This is a genomic window from Aquimarina hainanensis, assembly GCF_042684685.1.
GTDB classification, from domain to species: domain Bacteria; phylum Bacteroidota; class Bacteroidia; order Flavobacteriales; family Flavobacteriaceae; genus Aquimarina; species Aquimarina hainanensis.
Genome location: NZ_JBHULX010000004.1, coordinates 548795 through 571403, shown reverse-complemented (window position 1 = coordinate 571403; position 22609 = coordinate 548795). Strand labels below are relative to the sequence as shown.

Below are 22609 nucleotides of genomic sequence, written 5' to 3'. Positions count from 1 at the left end.
TTGCCAAATATAAATTAATTGTGTTTATTAATCTTCAAATTCAGACTTTAAAATTCGAATAACCTCTGTTATTGTCTCTTCTTCAAGATCTGTACGCTTAATCAAATCAGATACATCCTGCTCTAAGATACTCTTTGCCGTGTCTAATCCAATTTTCGCAAATTCTTCTATAATCCAAGAATCTATTTCATCACTAAACTCTGTCAATTCCACATCTTCCTCTACTCCTTCTCTAAAGACATCTATCTCAAAACCTGTCAACTGACCTGCCAGACGTATGTTATGCCCTCCTCGTCCAATTGCTTTTGAAACTTCCTCTGGACGCAACATAACCTGAGCCCTTGTATTATCCTCACTAATCTTTATAGAGGTAACTTTTGCCGGGCTTAATGCTCTTGTAATATACAACTGAACATTATTAGTGTAATTAATTACATCAATATTTTCATTTCCTAATTCACGAACAATTCCATGGATTCGAGAACCTTTCATTCCCACACAAGCTCCTACAGGGTCAATTCTATCATCATAAGAATCCACTGCTACTTTTGCCTTTTCTCCTGGAATCCTCACTACTTTCTTTACAGAAATCAATCCATCAAAAACTTCAGGAATCTCTGATTCAAACAACTTCTCTAAAAATAGCGGAGAAGTTCTAGACATAATTATAGAAGGCTTATTACCTTTTAATTCTACTGCTTCGATGACCCCTCTTACATTATCTCCTTTTCTAAAAAAATCAGACGGAATCTGTCTATCTTTAGGTAGAATCACCTCATTTCCTTCATCATCCAATAAAATAATTGCCCGATGGCGTATGTGATGAACTTCTGCGGTATAGATCTCTCCTTCTAGTTCTTTAAACTGCTTATATACATTTGTATTGTCATGCTCATGTATTTTAGAGATCAAGTTCTGACGTAATGCCAAAATAGAACGTCTTCCCAGATCAATTAACTTCACCTCTTCAGACACATCTTCTCCTACTTCAAAATCAGGCTCAATTTTTCTTGCCTGAGAAAGTGATATTTCCTGATTACTATCTTCTACTTCCCCATCATCTACCACTATCCTATTTCTCCATATCTCTAAATCCCCTTTATCAGGATTTATGATAATATCAAAATTATCATCACTACCAAATTTCTTCTTCAAGGCATTTCTAAATACATCTTCCAAAATCGCCATCAACGTCACGCGATCTATTAACTTATCATCTTTGAATTCTGAAAATGATTCTATTAATGCAATATTTTCCATTTCAGTTTATAATTAAAATGTTATCATAACTTTTGCTTCTTGTATATCTTCAAAACAAAGAGATGCTTCTTTGGTAACGGTTACTTTTCCTTTTCCAACAGGTTTAGGCTCTCTTGCTTTCCAGCGCAGTAACACTGATTCATCTGTCACTGAGATCAACTCTCCTTCAACAGTCTCTTCATTGGTTTTCACGGAAAGCTTTCTTCCAATATTCTTTTTATATTGTCGAATATGCGACAACCCTTCAGAAACCCCTGCTGACATAACCTGCAAAGAAAAATCTTCTTCTTCTCTATCTAAATTATGTTCTATTGATCTGCTTATCGAAATGCAATCTTCTACTTTCACCCCCTCATCACCATCTATAATAACCTCGATATGATTTGCAGGACTTATAGTCCAGTTAATCAAAAACAACTTAGGATTCTCTTTAAGTCCTTCGAGTAAAAATCCTTCAACTTTTTCTTTTAATGACATAGATAGATAAAAAGAGGGGACTTTTCGCCCCCTCACCTCTTAATTTCTCGTTAAACGCTGCAAATATACGAATATTTTTTTAGATAAAAAAAGACATTGACAATCAATTTATTCGTATATTTAAAAGACCCAAGCTACCCGCTAAACTTTCAACGCTTTTATTTATTAACAATTTAAAACCTACGATTATGATAGAAAGAATACTTGTACCCACAGATTTTTCCCCTCAAGCAGAAAGTGCACTAAAAGTAGCTGCTCAGGTAGCCAAAAAGAACAATGCAGAGATTTATTTATTACACATCATCGATCTACCAGACTACTCTAATGACCTAGTCATATCAGGTAACTCTGCTCCGGCACCACCTGCCATCTTGTTTATGCAGCAAACGCATCTCAAGTATGAAGAGTACAAAGACAAGGACTACCTAGAAGGTATTACCGTTAAAGAAACCGTAAGTTTTGAAGGCATGCAAAAGGGCGTTTCCGATACTTGTACCAACAATGATATTGATCTTATCATCATGGGATCCAACGGAGCATCTGGCGTAAAAGAACTGTTTATTGGTTCTAATTCTGAAAAAATAGTGCGTTTTTCAAAAATTCCAGTTTTGGTTATCAAAAATGAATGCGACCTCTTTAATATTAAAAATTTCGTATACGCTTCCAGCTTTGAAGAAGAAGACAAATTAACTTTACTGGCCGCATATAACTTCTCCAAAGAAATAGATGCTACCTTTAATCTGGTATGGATTAACACTTCCAGCAAATTTAGAACTACTCACTATATCGAACATAAGATGAATAGTTTACTCAGCACATTACCCATTGAAGATTACACCTTAAACATCTACAATGATGAAACTATAGAAAAAGGTATTATGAATTTTGCCAACACCATTAAAGCCGGGATTATCGGAATGGGAACTCATGGCAGAACAGGAATATCACATTTTGTAAACGGAAGCATTAGCGAAGACATGGTCAATCATGCCAAAAGACCAGTTATTACATTCAGGATTCCAGCGAACTAAAAAAAACACCTAAGCAACGTACTTTGCTTAGCTGTATAAGCTAAATAAACAAAACAGGAAAGTAAAATTACTTTCCTGTTTTGTTTTACACCACTATAATCAGTTTCCAGACTGATCTATCAGAATTAATTGTTTTTCCTCCCACCACATTAAACAATCTCTACTTCTGATTATTTTACTATTAGTTGATTTACTTCTTTTTGCTGCTTATCATCATAGATCGTAACAAAATACATTCCTGAGAGATACTTTTTTACATCGAGATAAATAGTTGTATTAGGCGTTTTTATACCATTGCTGCCTTTTTCTATAAGCTTACCAAAAACATCATGTATTTCATAAGAAGAAATAAATTGACCATCAGACTTGATCACAACTATATCATCTGCAGGATTCGGATATATCGCAATCTGAGCTCCTCCATCTTTAACAAAAACCTCATTCTTCATATCCAACGTTAAGTTTTTTAAATTTTGCAAACTAAATGGAGTCTGCTCCGAATATCTGAAACTACCTCCTGAAGCCAAGGTTCTTCCTCCTGATGTCAATTTATAATATCCGTTGCCATACCTACAACAAATCCCATCTCCATATGTATCCTTAATAACAAAAGTGTACTCTCCTGATGGAAGGCATTTTTTTACTGTAATAAGTTCTTTATTATAAGGTCCTCCCGAAGCTACCACTTTTCGATCCTTATCTTGTATTTCCCAAGATGTTTCTGTCGGATAGTTATCTGTTTTTAAAGCAAGTGACACCTCCACACATTGACCCAAATTATCATATTCTTTTTGCAAAGCATCAATGGGCTCAAAAACATTTGTTGTAATCCACACATTCAAATCAAGAGAAAGCTTTCCGTGTTCATTATTGGTATCTGACGGATCAGCCACCCGTATATACGCAGAACCCGAACTCACTCCATCCCGCAAACACCTGGAATCAGCCCCGGGTCTTTTAGCCCCTTGCAAGGCTGCCATTAATTTGTCTGCTAAACTCCCTTCGGTTTGTAAAAAAGCAGTTTCCATATCCCTGATAACCTCTTTAGAAAGCAAGATATTCCCAGCTATCGCATAATTAGGTCCCGTAAGATGTAACTTTTCATCAAATACCTTAACCCCAGTATATCCAGCTGTTCTCGGTGCCCCTCCATTTAAATCAACAACAACATATTGCGCATTATCCGGAACCTCTCCATGTTGCACCATCCATTGAATAATTTGCTCAGGAGAATCTCCTGCTTTCATACGCTTAGTAGCTGCTCGTTGATTAGACGGTGTCCATAATGCCTGCGTATTGATCGCCCCTACTCCTAACACAATATCACTTACAGTTATCGCACCATCTTCAGCACTAATACAGGTAGCCCCTGCACTTCCGATTTCACCTGTTTCCGGATCTACTGCTACAATAGAAAAAGTATGTTGCGCAATTAGCGTCATTGGCAATAGCAAAGCAAAGCACAACAGAAAAAAATAATTATTTATATATCTCATAATGAATTGGTTTTAAGACGTTACTATGTATTCTGGACCTAACATCCTGAAACAAAATAACTAAAAACCCTTTCCTCATTACGATAGCATTTTGTTAAAAAACGTAAAGCTCTTGTTAAATTACAGCATCTTTATATCACTGACTATCAAAAAGAAACAATCCAAAAACCAGCCTTCTTTGCTTTTCAAACCTTAAAGTATTGCAACCACATCCTACTCACTACAGAGAAACACCCCACACCCTACTGATGTCTTTTTTCTTTATTGCGCTATCTTCCTCTCTAACCGAAGGAAACTTTCTTTACCTCCTCAGAACTACAAGTACATCTTAAAACTTACACAAATAAAAAAAGGGAAGCATAATTGCTTCCCTTTTTTGTTGGTCTACTAGGGCTCGAACCTAGACTCTTCTGGACCAAAACCAGACGTGTTGCCAGTTACACCATAGACCAATGCGTGATTGCGGGTGCAAATTTAAAACTTTCTTTCATCTCTCCAAACTTTTTCATAAAAAAAATAGATTTTTTTTTCTTTCTCTCTCCATTTGACTGTTTTTGAAACATAAACCTTTTTAATCCGTTTATTAAATAATTCAAAACCGCATTTTATTATTAAATTCGCCACACGTTATATAACTGATAGATCATTATGAACACATTCAACTTTACAAAGTGGAATAAAATTTTAGGATGGGTCGTTTTTGCTATTGCATTACTCACCTACTCATTAACCGTAGAACCCACATCCAGTTTTTGGGATGCAGGAGAATATATTGCTACTTCTTCCAAATTACAAGTCGGTCATCCACCCGGAGCTCCGCTTTTTCAAATGATTGGTGCCTTTGCTTCCATTTTTGCTTCTGACCCTACTCAGATCGCTTTGGTTGTTAATATGACCTCTGCTGTAGCAAGTGCTTTCGCTATTTTATTCATGTTCTGGTCTATCACTATTTTACTCAGAAAACTTATTCTTTCTTCAGAAGAGGAATTTTCTCAAAGCAAAGGAATAGCAGTTTTAGGAGCTGCGTTAGTAGGATCACTTTCCTTTACTTTTACCGATAGTTTCTGGTTTAATGCCGTTGAAGCCGAAGTATATGCAATGGCTACCTGTATTCTATCCATTCTTTTTTATCTTGGATTATTATGGGAACGCGACATGCACAAGCCAAGAGGTAACCGGTGGCTTATATTAATTTCGCTAATCGTCGGGCTTTCATTTGGGGTTCACTTTATGGGATTACTATCCATTCCTGCTATTGGGCTTTTATACTATTTTAAAAATTACAAAGTAACCTTGAAAAGTTTTATAACTGCCAATATTATTGTTGTTGCGGTTTTACTTTTTATTTTCAAATTACTACTCCCCAGCACCTTAAAATTCTTCGGAGCTTTAGAAGTCTTTTTTGTGAATAGCATTAACCTTCCTTTTAACTCAGGAACAATTATTGCGGCACTACTGATTTCCACAGCCTTTTATTTTGGGTTAAAATTCACCAGAAAAAAAGAATACGCTCAATTAAATACTTTGTTACTGTGTATCTTGTTTATTTTAGTCGGATTCTCTTCCTGGATCATGCTTCCTATACGTGCTAATGCAGGAACCGTTATCAATGAAAACAATCCTAATAATGCCCGAGAGTTATTAGCCTATTACAACTTGGAGCAATATCCTGAAACTCATTTATTCTACGGTCCTCAATTTTCAGAAATCTATGCCGGGTTGGACGAAGATGAACCTTATAAAGAAGGAAAACCTAAATACGAAAAGGACACAAAAAAAGGAAAGTATATAATCGTTAATAAGAATTATAAAAAATCAAGACAAAACCTAGATAACAGGCACAAAGCATTTTTACCCAGAATGTGGAGTACGGAGCACATTTCGAACTACATGGAGTATACAGGACCTTTGAAGTTCACTATAAAACCTGAATATCAAGGCAAAAAAGAGTTGATCGACGTTATAACTGAGTTCAGAAGAGATTATGCCAGAGGAAATATTGATTATGACGATTACCATAAGTTTTTACAATCCTTTGGAGAATATATCAATGTTCAAAAACCCACCTTACTTAGTAATATTCACTATTTAATAGACTATCAAATGGGTTATATGTACTGGAGATATTTTATGTGGAATTTCGTTGGTAGGCAAAATGATGTTCAGGGTAAAATGACGAATTTGGATGGGAACTGGTTAAGCGGAATTAAATTCATCGATGAAACACGTCTAGGATCACAGGAAAACCTCCCTTCTGACGCACTAAAAAACAAAGCGAGAAATACTTATTATTTTTTGCCACTTATTTTAGGGCTACTCGGACTTATATTTCAGGCACAAAAAGACAAAAAGAATTTCTGGATACTCCTTGTATTCTTTCTTTTCACCGGGTTGGCTTTAAAAATTTATCTCAATGAACGCCCATTTGAACCAAGAGAAAGAGATTATGCTTTGGTAGGATCTTTTTATGTCTTTGCTATGTGGATTGGATTTGGAGTTTATGCCTTATTTGATTTACTAAAAGAAGCTATATCTCCAAAGTTATCTGCTCCTATAACAACTGTAATTTGTCTATTAGCAGTTCCAACTTTATTAGCTTCCGAAAACTGGGATGACCACGACAGATCCAACAGATATACCGCTCAGTCAATGGCAAAAATGTATCTCCAGTCCTGTCAAAAAGACGCTATTATTTTCACCATTGGGGACAATGATACTTTTGCTCTTTGGTATGCACAAGAGATTGAGGGATACAGAACAGATGTACGCACTGTCAACACCAGCCTTTTTGCAACTGACTGGTATATTGACCAAATGAAAAGAGCTGCCTACGACAGTAAGCCTATCCCTTCTCAATTGGATCATAAATTCTATGCACATGGTAATAACGATGCCATATTCCATCAAGAAATTACTAAGGACACTATGTTGATCAAAAACTGGATGCGATGGATACAAAGTGACGACCCGAGAACTCAGGGTGATCTGGCTAGTGGGGTAACCGTAAATACATTCCCGACCAAACACATACGAATTCCTGTTGACAAAGAAGCCGTTTTAAGGAACGGTATTGTAGCTCCAGAAGATGCAGACCAAATAGTTCCTTATATCGATATTCATCTCAAAGGAGAGGTACTATACAAAAATCGCCTTATGATGCTTGACATTATTGCCAACAACAACTGGGAACGTCCTATTTATTTTACTGGAGGTAGTTTTGGAGATGATGATTATCTGTGGATGAAAGACTATCTACAATTGGATGGTCTAACTTATAAACTAGTTCCTATTAAAACAAAAGTAGACCCTAGATTACCCTTCGAAATGGGAAGAATTCATACGAAGACCATGTATAACAATGTAAAAAGCTGGGAATGGGGAAATAGTGAAAGTCCAGATATATACCACGATCCGGAAACAAGAAAAAATTCGATTACTTACCGTAGTAACCTCGCTCGATTGGTAGAAGCGCTAATTCAGGAAGGTGACATGAAAAAAGCGAAAGAAATTCTTGATTTAGGAATGGAAAAACTTCCGATTGAATACTATGAATATTATACGTTATTAGAACCTTATGTCTCCGGATATTACAAAGTAGGAGAAAAAGAAAAAGCTAGGGCTCTTTGGGTGAAAATTGCTAAAAAATATCAGGAGCAACTTACCTATTTCTCTAACTTAACCTTATTAGAACAGCACAATTACGGAGAAGAAATCTTAATTAACGTTGAACGATACAGAGCTGTTGTGGATCTTTTAATTGAAAACCAGGATAAAGACTGGATCGAAGAAAAGGCAGAAGAATTCAATAGCTACCTCCGAATGTTCTCTAAACTATACAAAGGAGACAGAAGCTATGACGAAGAAGAGGCTATAAGAAAGCAAGAAGAAGATCTAAAAAAGGAATTCAAAAAAGAATCAGACATTCAGGATAGCATAGATTCTATCCCTAATGCTCAATAAGTATTTAATCATAACAAATAACACCAAGCGCTTTCAAAGATATAGAAAGCGCTTTTTTAGTATCTTACAATAACTACAAATAGCATTTATCAATGATCCCTTATAAAACTCCTAAAATCATCAAAAAAATCTTTCCGGGATGTATATGGGATTATTCTAACACACACAAGAAGCACATTCATCTCACCTTTGACGATGGACCAATTCCTGATGTTACAGAATTTGTTCTAGATGAGCTAAAGAAATACAATGCTCGTGCGACTTTCTTTTGCATCGGAGACAACATCAATAAACACCCTTCAGTATTCAAAAGAATTCTATCTGAAGGACACAGCATTGGCAATCACACTATGAACCATCTACAAGCATGGAAGACCCCGACAGACACCTATGTAAATAATATCATCTTATGTGAAAAGCAAATAAACTCACACTGCAAAAGAATGCAACAACCAAAACTTTTTCGTCCTCCTCATGGGCAGATCACACTAAAAACCTATAGAGCTATCAAAAAGATGGGATATAAGATTATTCTTTGGGATGTATTATCGAAAGACTGGGAAGCTTCAATAGATAGAGAAGTGTGCTCTTTAAAAACTATCAAACACACAGAGGAAGGAAGTATTGTTGTTTTTCACGACAGCTTAAAAGCTGCTAATAACATGAAATATGCATTACCTAAGGTGTTGGCACATTTTCATAAAAATGGATATACGTTTAATAGCATCACCTAATTACGTAAACTCTTTCATGATACCAATCAGGGTATTCGCATCCTGCTCCCCACTTTGCCTCCAGACCATTTCACCTCCTTTATAAATCATTAATGTAGGAAGTCCTTTAACCCGTAAAGCAGTTGCTAGTTCTTCATTTTTATCCACATCAATTTTTATAACCTTTCCTCTATCTCCTATCGCAGCAGCAACATCTCTAAGCACTGGATGCATCGCCTTGGAAGGCTCATTCCAATCTGTATAAAAATCGAGCAAAATAGGAATGTTTAAACTAATTAAATCTCCAAACTTTGACATGACATTTATTTTTAATTTTCCGAAAGTGCCTTTACAAAATTCACTTTCTAATTCATTGTAAATATACTACTTTCTAATAATTAAGAAGTTTCGCCCTTTTTTCTTAGCTCTATTATTGATATTTCAGGCCAGATTCCAACTCTTCCCGGAAAAGCATGAAAACCAAACCCTCTATTGACATTCAGATAACGACCATACTCTTGATACATTCCCGCCCATTGTTTATACACATATTGAACCGGACTCCATTTCATAAATCCAGGGATCTCAATTCCAAACTGAAATCCATGTGTATGTCCACTTAAGGTTAAATGATAATGTTCCTGATGTTTTTTCACCTCGTGTTCCCAATGCGACGGATCATGACTCAATAATATCTTAAAATCATCAGCATTTACCTTCTCTGATGCTTTTTTCAGGTCTCCAGCCTGCTTAAAGTTATGCCCCCAGTTTTCTACTCCAATCACAGCAATTTTATCTTCCCCTTTCTCCAGAAAAACACTCTCATTAAGAAGAAGCTTAAAATCAATCTGATCATGTATATTCTTTATTGCTTCAAAATTGGCTGCTTTAGCCTCTTTTGTTTCCCAGCTTACATATTCTCCATAATCATGATTCCCCAAAATAGAATATTTCCCATAGGCAGGGATTTTAATATTTTTAAAAACTGAAATCCAGGGATCCATTTCTTTCGCCATGGTATTAACGATATCACCCGTAAAAAACAACACATCCATTTCCTGTTCATTGATAAGCTCTACCGCATACGCTATTTTCTTTTCATCATCAAAACTACCAGAATGAATATCCGATATCTGTGCTACCCTGAATCCATGAAACGCATCCGGAAGATCATCAAAGTAGAGCGTATATTTTAGTACTTTAAAATTGTATTTCCCCTTAAAAATCCCATGTAAAAAACCTATTAAAGGAATTGCTGCAATCCCAAGAGCAATCTGGCTCACAAACTTTCTTCTTCCCGGAAGGTAGTCTACAGATTTTTTCTCAGCAAAAAAATTCATCAGATACGTCCCAGCGGCAACTACCCCTCTAATAATATCCTCTCCCAACAGAAATACAATAATAACCAGTTTAGGAACCAACACTACAAGTAACATCCCTCCTGCTCTCAAAGTTGACTTAGTAGGTCCTATGCTTCTGTCATAAGAATAAAAGACAAACAACACATAACACAATAACACCACTGAAACAAGCAAATAACCCCAATGAAAAGACTTGCTTTTAATCACCGTTTTAACAGCTTGAAAAGCATAAAATTCAATTAATGACAATAAACTTATTAATAATACCCAACGCATATTTTTCCCCTGATATATTCCAATTAACAAAACTATTGTTCATTTTAATTATTATTCTATTTTTAAGTAAAAATTAACGATAACTTCATTTTTGACAAATAAAAGTCCTAATTATCCTTAAACAACCACCGAAATGTTAACATTTTATTTCTTATCTAACTTTATTTATTTGTAAATTTGCTGATATAGTGCACTTACACAATACTAAAAGAATGTTTTTTCAGTAAAACAACTACGATATAAACAGTAATTGATAACACTGTTATCAATTTTATTTTGGGGCGAAATGCCGTCTTTTATGACGGCATTTCTTTTTTCTATTCCTGTAGCTTTTTTATGCTAATCAGCTATCCCATACCTTCTAACTCGATCCATACAATATCAAACTCCTTTTTTTGTTTCACATCATACAAATAAATAGAAAATAACTTTGTAGTTTTGACTCCTTATCTATACTAATACTATCATCTTAGTACAGAGAAATCACATTGTTCAACCACAACAATAACAGAAACTTATGTCACAAAACCGTCTTTTTCTTCTCGACGCATACGCTTTGATCTTTAGAGGATATTATGCCTTAATCAAAAACCCCAGAATTAATTCCAAGGGACAGGACACCTCTGCCATTTTAGGTTTTACAAATTCTCTCTTTGATGTGATTAAAAGAGAAAAACCAGATCATCTTGCCGTAGCATTTGACAAAGGAGGAAGTAAAGACCGACTGGAAATCTTCGAAGAATACAAAGCCAATAGAGACGAAACCCCTGAAGCTATAAAAATTGCCGTTCCTATTATTCAGGAGATATTAAAAGCATTGAACATTCCTATTATAGAACTAGAAGGCGTTGAGGCAGATGACCTGATTGGTACACTGGCAAAACAAGCTGAAAAGGAAGGGTATCAAACTTATATGGTAACCCCTGATAAAGATTATGCACAATTGGTTTCTGAAAACATTTTTATGTATCGCCCTGCCAGAATGGGAAATGGAATTGAAATATGGGGAATTCCCGAAGTTCAGAAAAAGTTCGACGTAGAAAGACCTGAACAAGTTATCGATTATCTGGGCATGATGGGAGATGCGGTTGACAATATTCCTGGTCTCCCCGGAGTAGGAGACAAAACAGCTCGTAAGTTTATTGCACAATTCGGTTCCATGGAAGCGCTTTTTGAAAATACTGACCAGCTCAAAGGAAAGATGAAAGAAAAAGTCGAAGCCAATCAAGAGTTGGGATTGTTATCCAAAAAACTGGCAACCATTATTACCGATTGCGATGTAACCTTTAACGCAGAAGCCTGTAAGCTATCTGAACCAGACTCTGACAAGGTACAAGAGATATTCGAAGAGCTGGAATTCAGACGACTCAAAGATCAGTTTCTAAAAATCTTTTTTGGAAACGATAACACAAAAACAAACACTAATACAACCAATAAAGCTGCAGGAGCCGGACAATTTTCTCTATTTGGAAGCAATGAAGAACAAGAGGATAAAACAGCCTCTTTCTCTTCCAGAAAGACCATAGAAAACACGGAGCATTTTTACCAAAGTATTGCTCCTGGAATGGCTACCAAATTATTCATACAAAATCTACTGAAACAAGAACAAGTATGTTTTGATACGGAAACAACAGGATTAGATTCTCTTACCGCCGAATTGGTAGGAATCGCTTTTTCTTGGGAAAAAGGCAAAGGATTTTACATTCCCTTTCCCGAAGATCAAAATGAAGCACAGATCCTCATTGAAACTCTTCGTCCTTTCTTCGAATCAGAAGCCATTATTAAAATAGGACAGAACCTCAAATATGATATCAAGGTATTATCCAAATACAATATAACAGTAAAAGGTATTTTATTCGACACCATGCTCGCTCATTATCTTATTAATCCTGATATGAGACATAACATGGATGTGTTATCAGAAACATACCTAAACTACACACCGGTCTCTATAACTGAACTTATCGGAAAAAAAGGGAAAAACCAATTATCTTTCAGAGACGTTCCCGTAGAAAAACAAACCGAATATGCCGTGGAAGATGCAGATATAACATTCCAGCTAAAAGAGCATTTTACACCGGAACTCAATGAAGCGAATATTCTATCACTATTTGAAGATATTGAAATCCCCCTACTAAGGGTCTTAGGAGCTATGGAAATCGAAGGAATTAATCTGGATAAGGATTTTCTCTCTTCTCTCTCTACGGAACTGGAAAACGATATCGATACTCTAAAGCAAAAAATATACGAAAAAGCAGGAGAAGAATTCAACATTGCTTCTCCAAAACAACTAGGTGTCATTTTATTCGAAAAGCTAAAACTTGTCGATAAACCAAAAAAAACAAAAACAGGTCAATACAGCACCTCTGAAGATGTCTTATCCTATCTATCCAAGGACCATGAAATCATCAGAAACATACTAGAATACAGAGGGCTATCTAAACTAAAAAGTACCTATATAGATGCACTCCCTAATCAGGTTAATACAACTACAGGAAGAGTTCATACTGACTATATGCAAACTGTAGCTGCAACAGGAAGACTAAGCTCCAACAACCCTAACCTACAAAACATTCCTATCAGAACTGAAAGAGGAAGGCAAGTGCGAAAAGCATTTATTCCAAGAGATAAAGATCATATTTTACTAGCTGCCGATTACTCTCAGATAGAATTGAGGATTATTGCCGCACTAAGCAAAGAAGAAACAATGATTAGCGCTTTTAAAAACGGGGAAGACATTCACGCTTCTACTGCTGCAAAAGTATTTAATGTTCCTATCGAAGAAGTAAGCCGGGAACAACGAAGTAATGCAAAGACTGTAAATTTTGGGATTATTTATGGTGTATCTGCATTCGGATTAAGCAACCAAACAGATTTATCCCGAAGCGAAGCGAAAGAACTAATCGACACCTATTATAAGACATATCCCAAATTGAGAAATTACATTAGTGAACAAGTAGATTTCGCTAGAGAGAACGGATATGTACAGACCGTTCTGGGAAGGCGCCGTTATCTAAAAGACATTAACTCTGCCAATGCTGTTGTCAGAGGTGCTGCAGAGCGAAATGCTGTTAACGCTCCTATACAAGGAAGTGCAGCAGATATTATAAAAATTGCCATGATCAACATACACAAAAAACTAACCGATGGTAATTTTAAAACCAAAATGCTTTTACAGGTTCATGATGAATTGGTTTTTGATGTTTACAAACCTGAATTAGAAAGCATCAAATCGATCATTCAGTCCGAAATGGAAAATGCCTACACCCTCGAAGTCCCTCTTGATGTAGAACTGGGAACTGGTGAAAACTGGCTAGAAGCACATTAAAATACTAAACAAACAAAAAGCTCTGAAAAAATCAGAGCTTTTTGTTTTATACTACCTGGCAGCAATACAAATTAGCTATTTATTTTATCTCTTTATAAAAATCATAATAATTAAGAAATGTTGGAATCACTGCCCCATTATATGTATTTGGACCATTAAACAAGGCACAAACAGCAATTCCATTTTCAGGATCAATTAACAATTGTCCTTTATACTGGTTTACATTCCCGCCATGATACATAATTGTTCTTCCATTATACTCCAGAACCCTCCAGCCTTTGGCATAAAAAGAATCCGTCACTCCTTCCCATAAATTCACATATGTATCCGCATCACTGGTACAGATAACAGGTCTAAAAATTTCTTTCAGGCTCTTTTTTGATACAACATCTGGTCGATGACCGAGCAAGGCTATTAAATATTCTCCCATATCCGAAATAGAAGCATTAATCCCTCCTGCAGCAGCTACATTATAATAGTTCTTATGAAGCTTAGCCAGATTGTATTTTTTAGAATAATGATTCCATTTGTGCGGCAACGCTACATTAGAGTTAGCTTTAATTTCCTCATAACTGGAAGACGCATTATGCATCCCCAATGGTACAAACAAACGTTCTTTAAGAAGCTTATCAAATCTTTTTCCCGTTGCTTTTTCCATCACTTTTTCTACAATCGAAAAAGCTGCATTCTGATATGCATAGTCTGTCCCTTCTCTGGTTATTACTCCGGTACTTCGAAAGGCAGCTACAATTCGATTCAGCGGAAGTCCTTTATGAATCAATCTAGTATTGGTATACTTATAAAATCCACCAGTGTGAGATAGAAGATGTTCTACCCGTAATCTATTTGCTTGTTGTTTATCTCTCAGGTCAAATTGACTTACAGATTCTTTTACTTTTTGCCTCCATTCCAATTCCCCCTGATCTACCATATTTCCAGCCAAGACAGCAGTTACCCCTTTAGACAAACTCGCTATTCTAAAAACTGTATTCTCATCCACAGCATCCTGAGTATGCATATTTTTTACCCCAAATCCTTTCTTAAACAGCACTGTCGAATCTTTAACAATAACCAATGCCGCTCCCGGACATTCGGAAGGGTTAAAATTAGCCTTAAAGAACTTTTCATAATGCTTTAAAAAAGTTTTGAGAGAATCATCTTCTTTTGATACAATTGTCTCATTCAGTTTATTTCCTTCCGAAATAGTATTTGACTGCTCTTTTTTACAACTCTGAAACAAAAACAAAAAAACTAAGACAAGACTAATTTTATTCATATACTACAACTCATTAACATTGCCATTCGCTTTGAAATCATTCTAAAAACAATAAAAAACGAATAGCTATTTTTTTATAAATCCCAAAAATAGGATTTATAACCATCTCAAAGGCAAAACACAGAAAATAATGTAAAAAAATAAGAATGATTTTTTATTAAAAAGATACAGTGACATCAAAATGCTGATCCTCATCGAATCAGTCAATTAAAATAATATCCCTCACCTATTTGCTATATAAATTTATAATTGTAAATTTGCACCCCTGTTTTATACACAGGGAAAGGAATGTTTAATTATTAAATTTAATTAGTGTGGACACATTAAGTTACAAAACAGTATCTGCCAATAAGGCAACCGTTACCAAAGAATGGTTACATATAGATGCTGAAGGACAGACTTTAGGACGTCTATCTTCTGTAGTAGCAAAATTACTAAGAGGTAAACACAAACCTAATTTTACCCCACACGTTGATTGCGGTGATAATATCATTATTACAAATGCCGAAAAAATCAACTTGTCAGGAAAAAAGTGGACTGATAAATCATACATCCGTCACACTGGATACCCTGGAGGGCAAAGAAGTCTTACTGCTCAGGAATTATTTGAAAAAAACCCAGAGCGTTTAATCGAAAAAGCGGTAAAAGGAATGCTACCTAAAAACAAGTTAGGAGCAGCATTATTCCGCAATTTAAAGGTATATGCAGGAGCAACTCACAACCAAGACGCTCAGCAGCCTAAAACTGTTAACTTAAACGAATTTAAGTAATGGAAGTTATTCACAAAATTGGTCGTAGAAAGACCGCTGTAGCTCGTATTTACCTTAAGGAAGGTTCTGGTAATATTACGGTTAACAAAAAAGAGCTTAACGATTATTTCACCACTGCTACGTTACAGTACAAAGTAAATCAGCCTCTTGCTCTTACTAGCAATGAAGAGAACTTTGACATTAACGTTAATGTATACGGAGGAGGAATAACTGGTCAGGCTGAAGCTATTCGTCTAGCTATTTCAAGAGCGATGTGCGAATTAGACGAAGAAAACAAATCAATCCTTAAACCAGAAGGATTACTAACCAGAGATCCAAGAATGGTAGAGCGTAAGAAATTCGGACAGAAGAAAGCTCGTAAGAAATTCCAGTTCTCTAAACGTTAATTCATTAAAAAACAGTATTTGTTGTTACCTGATATTTACAGATTCTTTATTCAGAAAGAACACTATTTATTCAGGATTAGTTTAGCATCTAAATGAATGAGGCCATATCAAAGCGATAGCCACTTATTCATTGCTAATTCAACAGAACGTAAACTATTACAAAGATGGCAAACAATATCGAAGTAAAAGAATTACTTGATGCAGGTGTACACTTTGGACACCTTACAAGAAGATGGGACCCAAACATGGCTCCATACATCTACATGGAGCGTAATGGCATCCACATCATAAACTTATATAAAACTGCTGCAAAAATAGACGAAGCCAGTGAAGCGCTTAAGAAAATTGCAGCTTCTGGTAGAAAAATCCTTTTTGTTGCTACCAAAAAACAAGCAAAAGAAATCGTTGCTGAAAAAGCAAGCAAAGCCAACCAGCCATATATCACAGAAAGATGGCCTGGAGGAATGCTTACTAACTTTGTTACTATCCGTAAAGCCGTAAAGAAAATGGCTTCAATCGATAGAATGAAGAAAGACGGTACATTCAACACCTTATCTAAAAAAGAGCGTCTTCAGGTAGATCGTTTAAGAGCTAAATTAGAAAAGAACCTTGGTTCTATCTCTGATATGACTCGTCTTCCTGGTGCTTTATTTGTTGTAGATATTACTCGCGAGCATATCGCAGTAAAAGAAGCTCAAAAATTAAACATTCCAATTTTCGCAATGGTTGATACAAACTCTGATCCACGTCAGGTAGAGTATGTAATCCCTGCTAATGATGATGCTTCTAAGTCTATCGATAAAGTAATGACATATGTTACAGACGCTATTTCAGAAGGTTTAAGTGAAAGAAAAGCAGCAAAAGAAGCTCCAAAAGCACAACCTGCTAAGAAGGCAGAAGCAAAACCTGCTCCTGCAGCCGTAGCAACAGAAGGTGATACGCAAGAGGAAGAATAAAAACATTCATTAGGTGACTGTTTTAACCAGTAAAACCAACAAAGGTTAAGCTTTATTTAAAGTCTTCTAAATACTAAGAAAACATTAGTTAGACCTAAAAGCAATACCTTTATTAAGAAAATCGATGAGTCGTTTAGTTCTTTACTTCACAGTAGCACTAAACGACTTGTCTTTTAACACAACCACATAAAAATTAACAGATATGGCAAAGATTACAGCCGCAGAAGTAAATAAATTACGTAAAGCTACAGGTGCCGGAATGATGGACTGCAAAAAAGCACTTGTTGAAGCTGACGGAGATTTTGACAAAGCAATTGAACTTCTTAGAAAAAAAGGACAAAAAGTAGCTGCCAATAGAGCAGACAGAGACTCTACAGAAGGTGCTGTTATCGCAAAAGTAAACGAAAGTAGAACCAAAGGAGTTATTGTTTCTCTAAACTGTGAAACTGACTTCGTAGGAAAGAATGATTCTTTCGTTTCATTAGCTCATGAACTTGCTGAATTAGCTTTAACTTCTTCTTCTAAAGAAGATTTATTAGGCAAAGATTTTAACGGAATCTCTGTTCAGGATAAATTAACAGAACAAACCGGAGTTATTGGAGAAAAAATAGAAATCGGTGATTTCAGAATTCTTGAAGCTCCTTTAGTTGGTTCTTACATCCACGCTGGAAACAAAATCGGAGTACTTACAGGTCTTTCTGCTAGTGCTGACGGTGCTGATGTTGTCGCTAAAGATGTAGCAATGCAAGCAGCCGCTATGAATCCAGTAGCCTTAAACGAAGACGGAGTAGACCCATCTGTAATCGAAAAAGAAATAGAAATCGCTAAAGATCAATTACGTCAAGAAGGAAAGCCAGAAGAAATGCTTGACAACATTGCCAAAGGAAAAATCAAGCGTTTCTTTAAAGACAACACTCTTGTAAATCAAGCTTTCATTAAAGATAACAAAAAGAGCGTTGCTGATTATGTAAAAACACTAGGAGATGTATCTGTTGTTGCTTTTGAAAGAGTAGCTTTAGGATAAGCATCAAATACATTTACAAAATACAAAAGCCGCTTCTAATCGAAGCGGCTTTTTCTTTTCTCGTTTACATGACAAGAGCATCTTTAATTTTATTCCCTTCCAGATTTTTTGTCATTCCAAAAAGATCTTCACAAAGAACAAACTCCCCAATTAGTTCTTCATAATTCCCTTTAAAACATCATTAAATCAACAAAAGAAACCTTCTTAAAAACGCTCCGTTTTCAACCTAGCATTTTTTGTTTTCCTGGTACAAACTTATAACAAAGAAACATACCAATCAATAGCTTGAGCAGGGGAAAATTCCCCTTTTTTTATACTTCTATCAAAAAAAATATCACAATCTACATATAGAACATTCTTTCCTATCCAAACTATTTTGTAAATTAAGAATATCATTATATTTGCAGCACAGTTCAAGCACACTATGAAATACAAAAGAATATTACTCAAACTATCCGGAGAAGCTTTAATGGGAGATCGTCAATATGGAATTGACCCAAAAAGACTAGCCGAATACGCGGATGAGATTAAGCAAATAACCAAAGAAGGCGTCGAAGTAGCCATTGTAATCGGAGGAGGTAACATCTTTAGAGGGGTTGCCGGAGCTAGTAGAGGGATGGATCGGGTACAAGGGGATCACATGGGAATGCTTGCAACGGTAATAAATGGACTCGCTCTTCAGAGCGCCCTTGAGGATGCAGAAATCCCTACCAGACTACAATCCGCTGTAAAGATAAATGAAGTAGCAGAACCTTTTATCAGAAGAAAAGCTATCAGGCACCTGGAAAAAGGGAGAGTAGTTATTTTTGGAGGAGGAACAGGAAACCCCTACTTCACTACAGATTCTGCAGCTGTTCTTAGAGCTATAGAAATTAATGCTGATGTTATTCTTAAAGGAACAAGAGTTGATGGTATCTATACCGCTGACCCAGAAAAAGATGCTGACGCTACTAAATTTGATTTTATTACTTTTGATGATGTCCTGAGAAAAGGATTAAAGGTAATGGACACCACCGCCTTTACACTAAGTCAGGAAAATGAATTACCTATCATAGTATTCGACATGAACAAAGAAGGTAATTTATTCAAGGTGGTTTCAGGAGAAACCATAGGAACTCAAGTAAACCTATAAGTACTAATTAACTCATTTTTTGATCCATCAAAAGAAAAGACTAAAAAAATGAACGAAGAAATTAATTTTATCATCGATTCCACCAAAGAATCCATGAACAACACGATACAACACTTAGAAAAGAAACTTCTAAACATTAGAGCTGGTAAAGCAACACCTTCTATGCTAGGAGGTGTTATGGTAGAATATTACGGCGCTCCTACTCCGCTAAATCAGGTAGGAAACGTAACCACACCTGACGCAAGAACAATCAGCGTTCAACCGTTTGAAAAATCCTTAATTCCTGAAATCGAAAAAGGAATCCTAGTTGCTAATCTTGGTTTCAACCCTATGAACAATGGAGAAAGCGTTATTATCACCGTTCCTCCATTAACAGAAGAACGCAGAAGAGATTTGGTAAAACAAGCCAAAATGGAAGCTGAAGATTCTAAAGTGGGAATCAGAAATGACCGAAAAAATGCCAATAATGAAGTAAAAAAACTGGAAAAGGACGGATTATCTGAAGACCTTGCCAAAAATACTGAAATTGATATTCAGGAATTGACCAATGCTTTTATCAAAAAAATAGATGAAATGCTTACTATCAAAGAAAAAGAAATCATGACAATATAAGTCTATTACACCTTTAAAAAAGCGCCTATATACGACAAGGCGCTTTTTTTTGTATATTACCCCTTTTTGAACTCATTCAGATAATGCGAAACATACTCCTTTGTTTATCTTTTCTTACCCCATTTCTTTTATGTTCTCAAATAAATATCTCTGGAAAAATAATAGATCAATCCACCAATAACCCACTTCCCTTTGCCACTATAAAGACCAATCATTCTGATTATGCACTAAGTGATTCTACAGGAGAATTCTCGATTCACTGTCAGGAACTACCATTAAAAATCACCGTTAGCTACATAGGGTATATCACCAAAAACCTGACAATTGCATCTGCAGATATTGACAAAATTGAGTTTTACCTAACTCCAAAAACCGAGAAACTCGACCCAATAGAAATTGATAGCGATGGAAATATTGCTTCCAAAATTATTCGCAAAGCCATCCGAAAACGCCCCCTAAACAACCCTAAAAGCAAATTGAACAGTTACAGCTACAAAACCTATAACAAATTCAAAATCACAGGAAAAAATAAAGGAAAATTAGAAAGCAAAGATACCGCCGATGTAGATATTGAACATATATTCAATGAAACCCATTCTTTTCTTTCAGAAAAAATAAGCGAATACCAATACTTAAAAAACAAAGGAGAAAAAGAAACGATCCTCGCTACCAGAATGACAGGTTTCGAAGAACCCGTCTACAATGTCCTAGGTATCAAAATCCAATCCAACACATTGTACGAGGAAGACTATACCATATTAGACAATAAATACGCAGGTCCCTTATCCAAAAGAGCTATTAAGAATTACTATTTCAAAATCCTAGACACCACTAAAGGAAAAAGACCTGCCTACGTTATTCTTTTCCAACCGAGACGATCCAAACGTGTGGCCAGCCTGGAAGGAGTTTTATATCTGGACATGGAGACCCTGGCTATCCAAAAAGCAATAGCAGAAGTAAGAGGCGAACTCAATATAATGGCTACTCATAACTATCATTACTACGAAGAACAAAATCTCTGGTTTCCTTCAAACCAGGAAGTCTCCATTCAATCCGGAAAAGGGAGACAGAAAGTAGCCCTTTTTGGAGGAAGAATTTCTATTGGAAGATTAGGGAACACTAAAAAAACAAGCAAAGAAAACAACGGGTTTTTAATTTCAAAAACTGATTATTTTGACATTACCCTAAACCCCCCGATACAACTTTCTGCCAAACGAGCAGCAATCGAAATCCACCCAGAAGCTTCTAATAGACCTGACACATACTGGGAACAATACAGAACTAGTGAAATTACCGAAAAAGACGAAAACTCTTTTCCTGTTATCGCAGATATTGTAAAAAAACAAAATATCGAACATAAGATCAGGGTTATCCAAAATTTCAATTTAGGGTATTACCCACTTAGCATTATAAATTTTGACCTTACTTATCCGATTAAGTATAACAATTACGAAGGGTTACGTCTCGGAATCGGAATGCTTAGCAACGAAAAGCTCTCTAAAAGGTTTAGGATAGAAGGATATCTAACCTATGGATTCAGAGATAATGCTTTTAAGTATGGTGTCGGAACAGGTATTTTACTAAACAAAGACGCCAGAACCTGGTTAAACTTCAATTACACAGACGACTTAAGTGAAGTAGGAAGCTTTTTATACCTAACAGACAGAAGAGTTTATTCCCTCTTTGAACCCCGACTTGTTAACATTGATTTTTATTACAAACACCAAACCTGGAGCAGTAGTCTACAGTATCAAATTCTTCCCAAACTTCTCTCTGAAGCACAAATATCTCTAGGAGATATTTATCAAACAGGAGGTTACAGATATGTAAAAAATAATATTGCCCATTCCTCATACAAACTTGCAGAATCAACCATAGCGATACGATGGTCTCCCTTTAGCGAATTCCTCAAAACACCAGATGGCTACAGAGAAGTACAGGAAGGGTTCCCAAAAATCACAGCACAATACACTCAGGCATATAAGGGAGTCCTGAACAGTGACTTTCAATATGCCAAATTTGGCATCAAAGCGGAATACACCATCAACAGGCTAAACGAATCCAGCACTAGTTTCTTATTGGAAGGGAATTTAGCCAGTGGAGATGTTCCACTCACACATCTCTATCACGCATACCCAAATGCACCTACTAAGGAAACCATCATGCAACGATTCTCTGTCGCAGGCAGAAGTAGCTTCGAAACCATGTATTTCAGTGAATTTTTTAGCAACAAACTTGCTTCATTACAAATTCGTCATACACTCAAACCTTTTAAAATTACCAGCTGGCTTAAGCCAGAACTATCATTTATCAATCGCTATGCTATCGGAGATGTTGACAACATAGAAGACCATCAAGGCATTGAATTCAAATCATTAAAACACGGATATCAAGAATCAGGAATCGAAATCAATAAATTGTTCGCTGGTTTTGGATTGAGTTTTTCATACAGGTACGGAGCATATCACCTCCCTAATTTCGGAGACAACATCGCTTTTAAATTTACCTTCTATCTTAAATTATAATTTAGTATTAAAAATAATTATTTCCC

17 protein-coding genes and 1 tRNA gene are annotated in these 22609 nt (G+C 35.9%); 11 read left to right on the top strand and 7 right to left on the bottom strand.

Annotated elements, in window-relative coordinates; all coding sequences use genetic code 11:
• Positions 1 to 27: 27 nt before the first annotated feature.
• A complete protein-coding gene (gene nusA, locus ACFSTE_RS07765) occupies positions 28 to 1260 on the bottom strand; it encodes a transcription termination factor NusA (RefSeq protein WP_176028639.1) in 1233 nt (410 codons plus the stop codon).
• Positions 1261 to 1272: 12 nt separating this feature from the next.
• Positions 1273 to 1737 carry a ribosome assembly cofactor RimP gene (rimP, locus tag ACFSTE_RS07760; protein WP_378257216.1) on the bottom strand — a complete coding sequence of 155 codons (465 nt, stop codon included), beginning with the start codon at positions 1735 to 1737 and terminating at the stop codon, positions 1273 to 1275.
• Between the two features lie 188 nt (positions 1738 to 1925).
• On the opposite strand from rimP, the gene ACFSTE_RS07755 reads away from it, so the two are divergent.
• The gene (locus ACFSTE_RS07755; protein ID WP_368660074.1) at positions 1926 to 2768 is read left to right on the top strand and encodes a universal stress protein; all 843 of its coding nucleotides are present in this window, start codon (positions 1926 to 1928) and stop codon (positions 2766 to 2768) included.
• Between the two features lie 170 nt (positions 2769 to 2938).
• Here the strand turns inward: ACFSTE_RS07755 and ACFSTE_RS07750 are convergent, their stop codons facing one another.
• Positions 2939 to 4264, bottom strand: coding sequence for a DUF1028 domain-containing protein (locus tag ACFSTE_RS07750; RefSeq protein ID WP_378257218.1), 1326 nt, complete (start codon positions 4262 to 4264; stop codon positions 2939 to 2941).
• A gap of 379 nt (positions 4265 to 4643) precedes the next feature.
• Positions 4644 to 4716 (bottom strand) — tRNA-Gln (locus ACFSTE_RS07745).
• Between the two features lie 196 nt (positions 4717 to 4912).
• On the opposite strand from ACFSTE_RS07745, the gene ACFSTE_RS07740 reads away from it, so the two are divergent.
• Positions 4913 to 8224, top strand: a complete 3312-nt coding sequence (locus tag ACFSTE_RS07740; protein ID WP_378257220.1) for a glycosyltransferase family 117 protein — start codon at positions 4913 to 4915, stop codon at positions 8222 to 8224.
• Between the two features lie 92 nt (positions 8225 to 8316).
• Positions 8317 to 8958 carry a polysaccharide deacetylase family protein gene (locus ACFSTE_RS07735; RefSeq protein WP_378257222.1) on the top strand — a complete coding sequence of 214 codons (642 nt, stop codon included), beginning with the start codon at positions 8317 to 8319 and terminating at the stop codon, positions 8956 to 8958.
• On the opposite strand, the gene ACFSTE_RS07730 is transcribed toward ACFSTE_RS07735, so the two are convergent.
• Both ACFSTE_RS07730 and ACFSTE_RS07725 read right to left on the bottom strand, forming a co-directional pair.
• A complete protein-coding gene (locus tag ACFSTE_RS07730) occupies positions 8959 to 9255 on the bottom strand; it encodes a thioredoxin family protein (protein WP_176028634.1) in 297 nt (98 codons plus the stop codon).
• Positions 9256 to 9335: 80 nt separating this feature from the next.
• Positions 9336 to 10574, bottom strand: a complete 1239-nt coding sequence (locus ACFSTE_RS07725; RefSeq protein WP_378257224.1) for a metallophosphoesterase — start codon at positions 10572 to 10574, stop codon at positions 9336 to 9338.
• A gap of 517 nt (positions 10575 to 11091) precedes the next feature.
• Here ACFSTE_RS07725 and polA point away from each other — a divergent pair.
• On the top strand, positions 11092 to 13902 hold the full coding sequence (polA, locus tag ACFSTE_RS07720; RefSeq protein ID WP_378257226.1) for a DNA polymerase I: 2811 nt from the start codon (positions 11092 to 11094) through the stop codon (positions 13900 to 13902).
• A 79-nt stretch (positions 13903 to 13981) separates the two neighbouring features.
• Here polA and ACFSTE_RS07715 read toward each other — a convergent pair whose 3' ends face one another.
• On the bottom strand, positions 13982 to 15178 hold the full coding sequence (locus ACFSTE_RS07715; RefSeq protein ID WP_378257228.1) for a serine hydrolase domain-containing protein: 1197 nt from the start codon (positions 15176 to 15178) through the stop codon (positions 13982 to 13984).
• Between the two features lie 314 nt (positions 15179 to 15492).
• On the opposite strand from ACFSTE_RS07715, the gene rplM reads away from it, so the two are divergent.
• The 7 genes from rplM (at position 15493) to ACFSTE_RS07680 (ending at position 22583) form a co-directional block, all read left to right on the top strand.
• Positions 15493 to 15948, top strand: coding sequence for a 50S ribosomal protein L13 (gene rplM / locus ACFSTE_RS07710; RefSeq protein WP_176028630.1), 456 nt, complete (start codon positions 15493 to 15495; stop codon positions 15946 to 15948).
• Positions 15948 to 16334, top strand: a complete 387-nt coding sequence (rpsI, locus tag ACFSTE_RS07705) for a 30S ribosomal protein S9 (protein WP_176028629.1) — start codon at positions 15948 to 15950, stop codon at positions 16332 to 16334. Before rplM ends, rpsI begins: the two co-directional genes overlap by 1 nt.
• Before the next feature lie 164 nt (positions 16335 to 16498).
• Positions 16499 to 17290 (top strand): 30S ribosomal protein S2, encoded by a 792-nt coding sequence (gene rpsB, locus ACFSTE_RS07700; protein ID WP_176028628.1) that lies wholly within the window; start codon positions 16499 to 16501, stop codon positions 17288 to 17290.
• A 202-nt stretch (positions 17291 to 17492) separates the two neighbouring features.
• Positions 17493 to 18314 carry a translation elongation factor Ts gene (tsf, locus tag ACFSTE_RS07695; RefSeq protein ID WP_176028627.1) on the top strand — a complete coding sequence of 274 codons (822 nt, stop codon included), beginning with the start codon at positions 17493 to 17495 and terminating at the stop codon, positions 18312 to 18314.
• A 424-nt stretch (positions 18315 to 18738) separates the two neighbouring features.
• Positions 18739 to 19446, top strand: coding sequence for a UMP kinase (gene pyrH / locus ACFSTE_RS07690; protein WP_176028626.1), 708 nt, complete (start codon positions 18739 to 18741; stop codon positions 19444 to 19446).
• A gap of 48 nt (positions 19447 to 19494) precedes the next feature.
• Entirely contained in the window at positions 19495 to 20058 is a 564-nt protein-coding gene (gene frr, locus ACFSTE_RS07685; RefSeq protein WP_378257232.1) for a ribosome recycling factor, read from the top strand.
• Between the two features lie 83 nt (positions 20059 to 20141).
• Positions 20142 to 22583, top strand: coding sequence for a DUF5686 family protein (locus ACFSTE_RS07680; RefSeq protein WP_378257234.1), 2442 nt, complete (start codon positions 20142 to 20144; stop codon positions 22581 to 22583).
• Positions 22584 to 22609 lie beyond the last annotated feature (26 nt).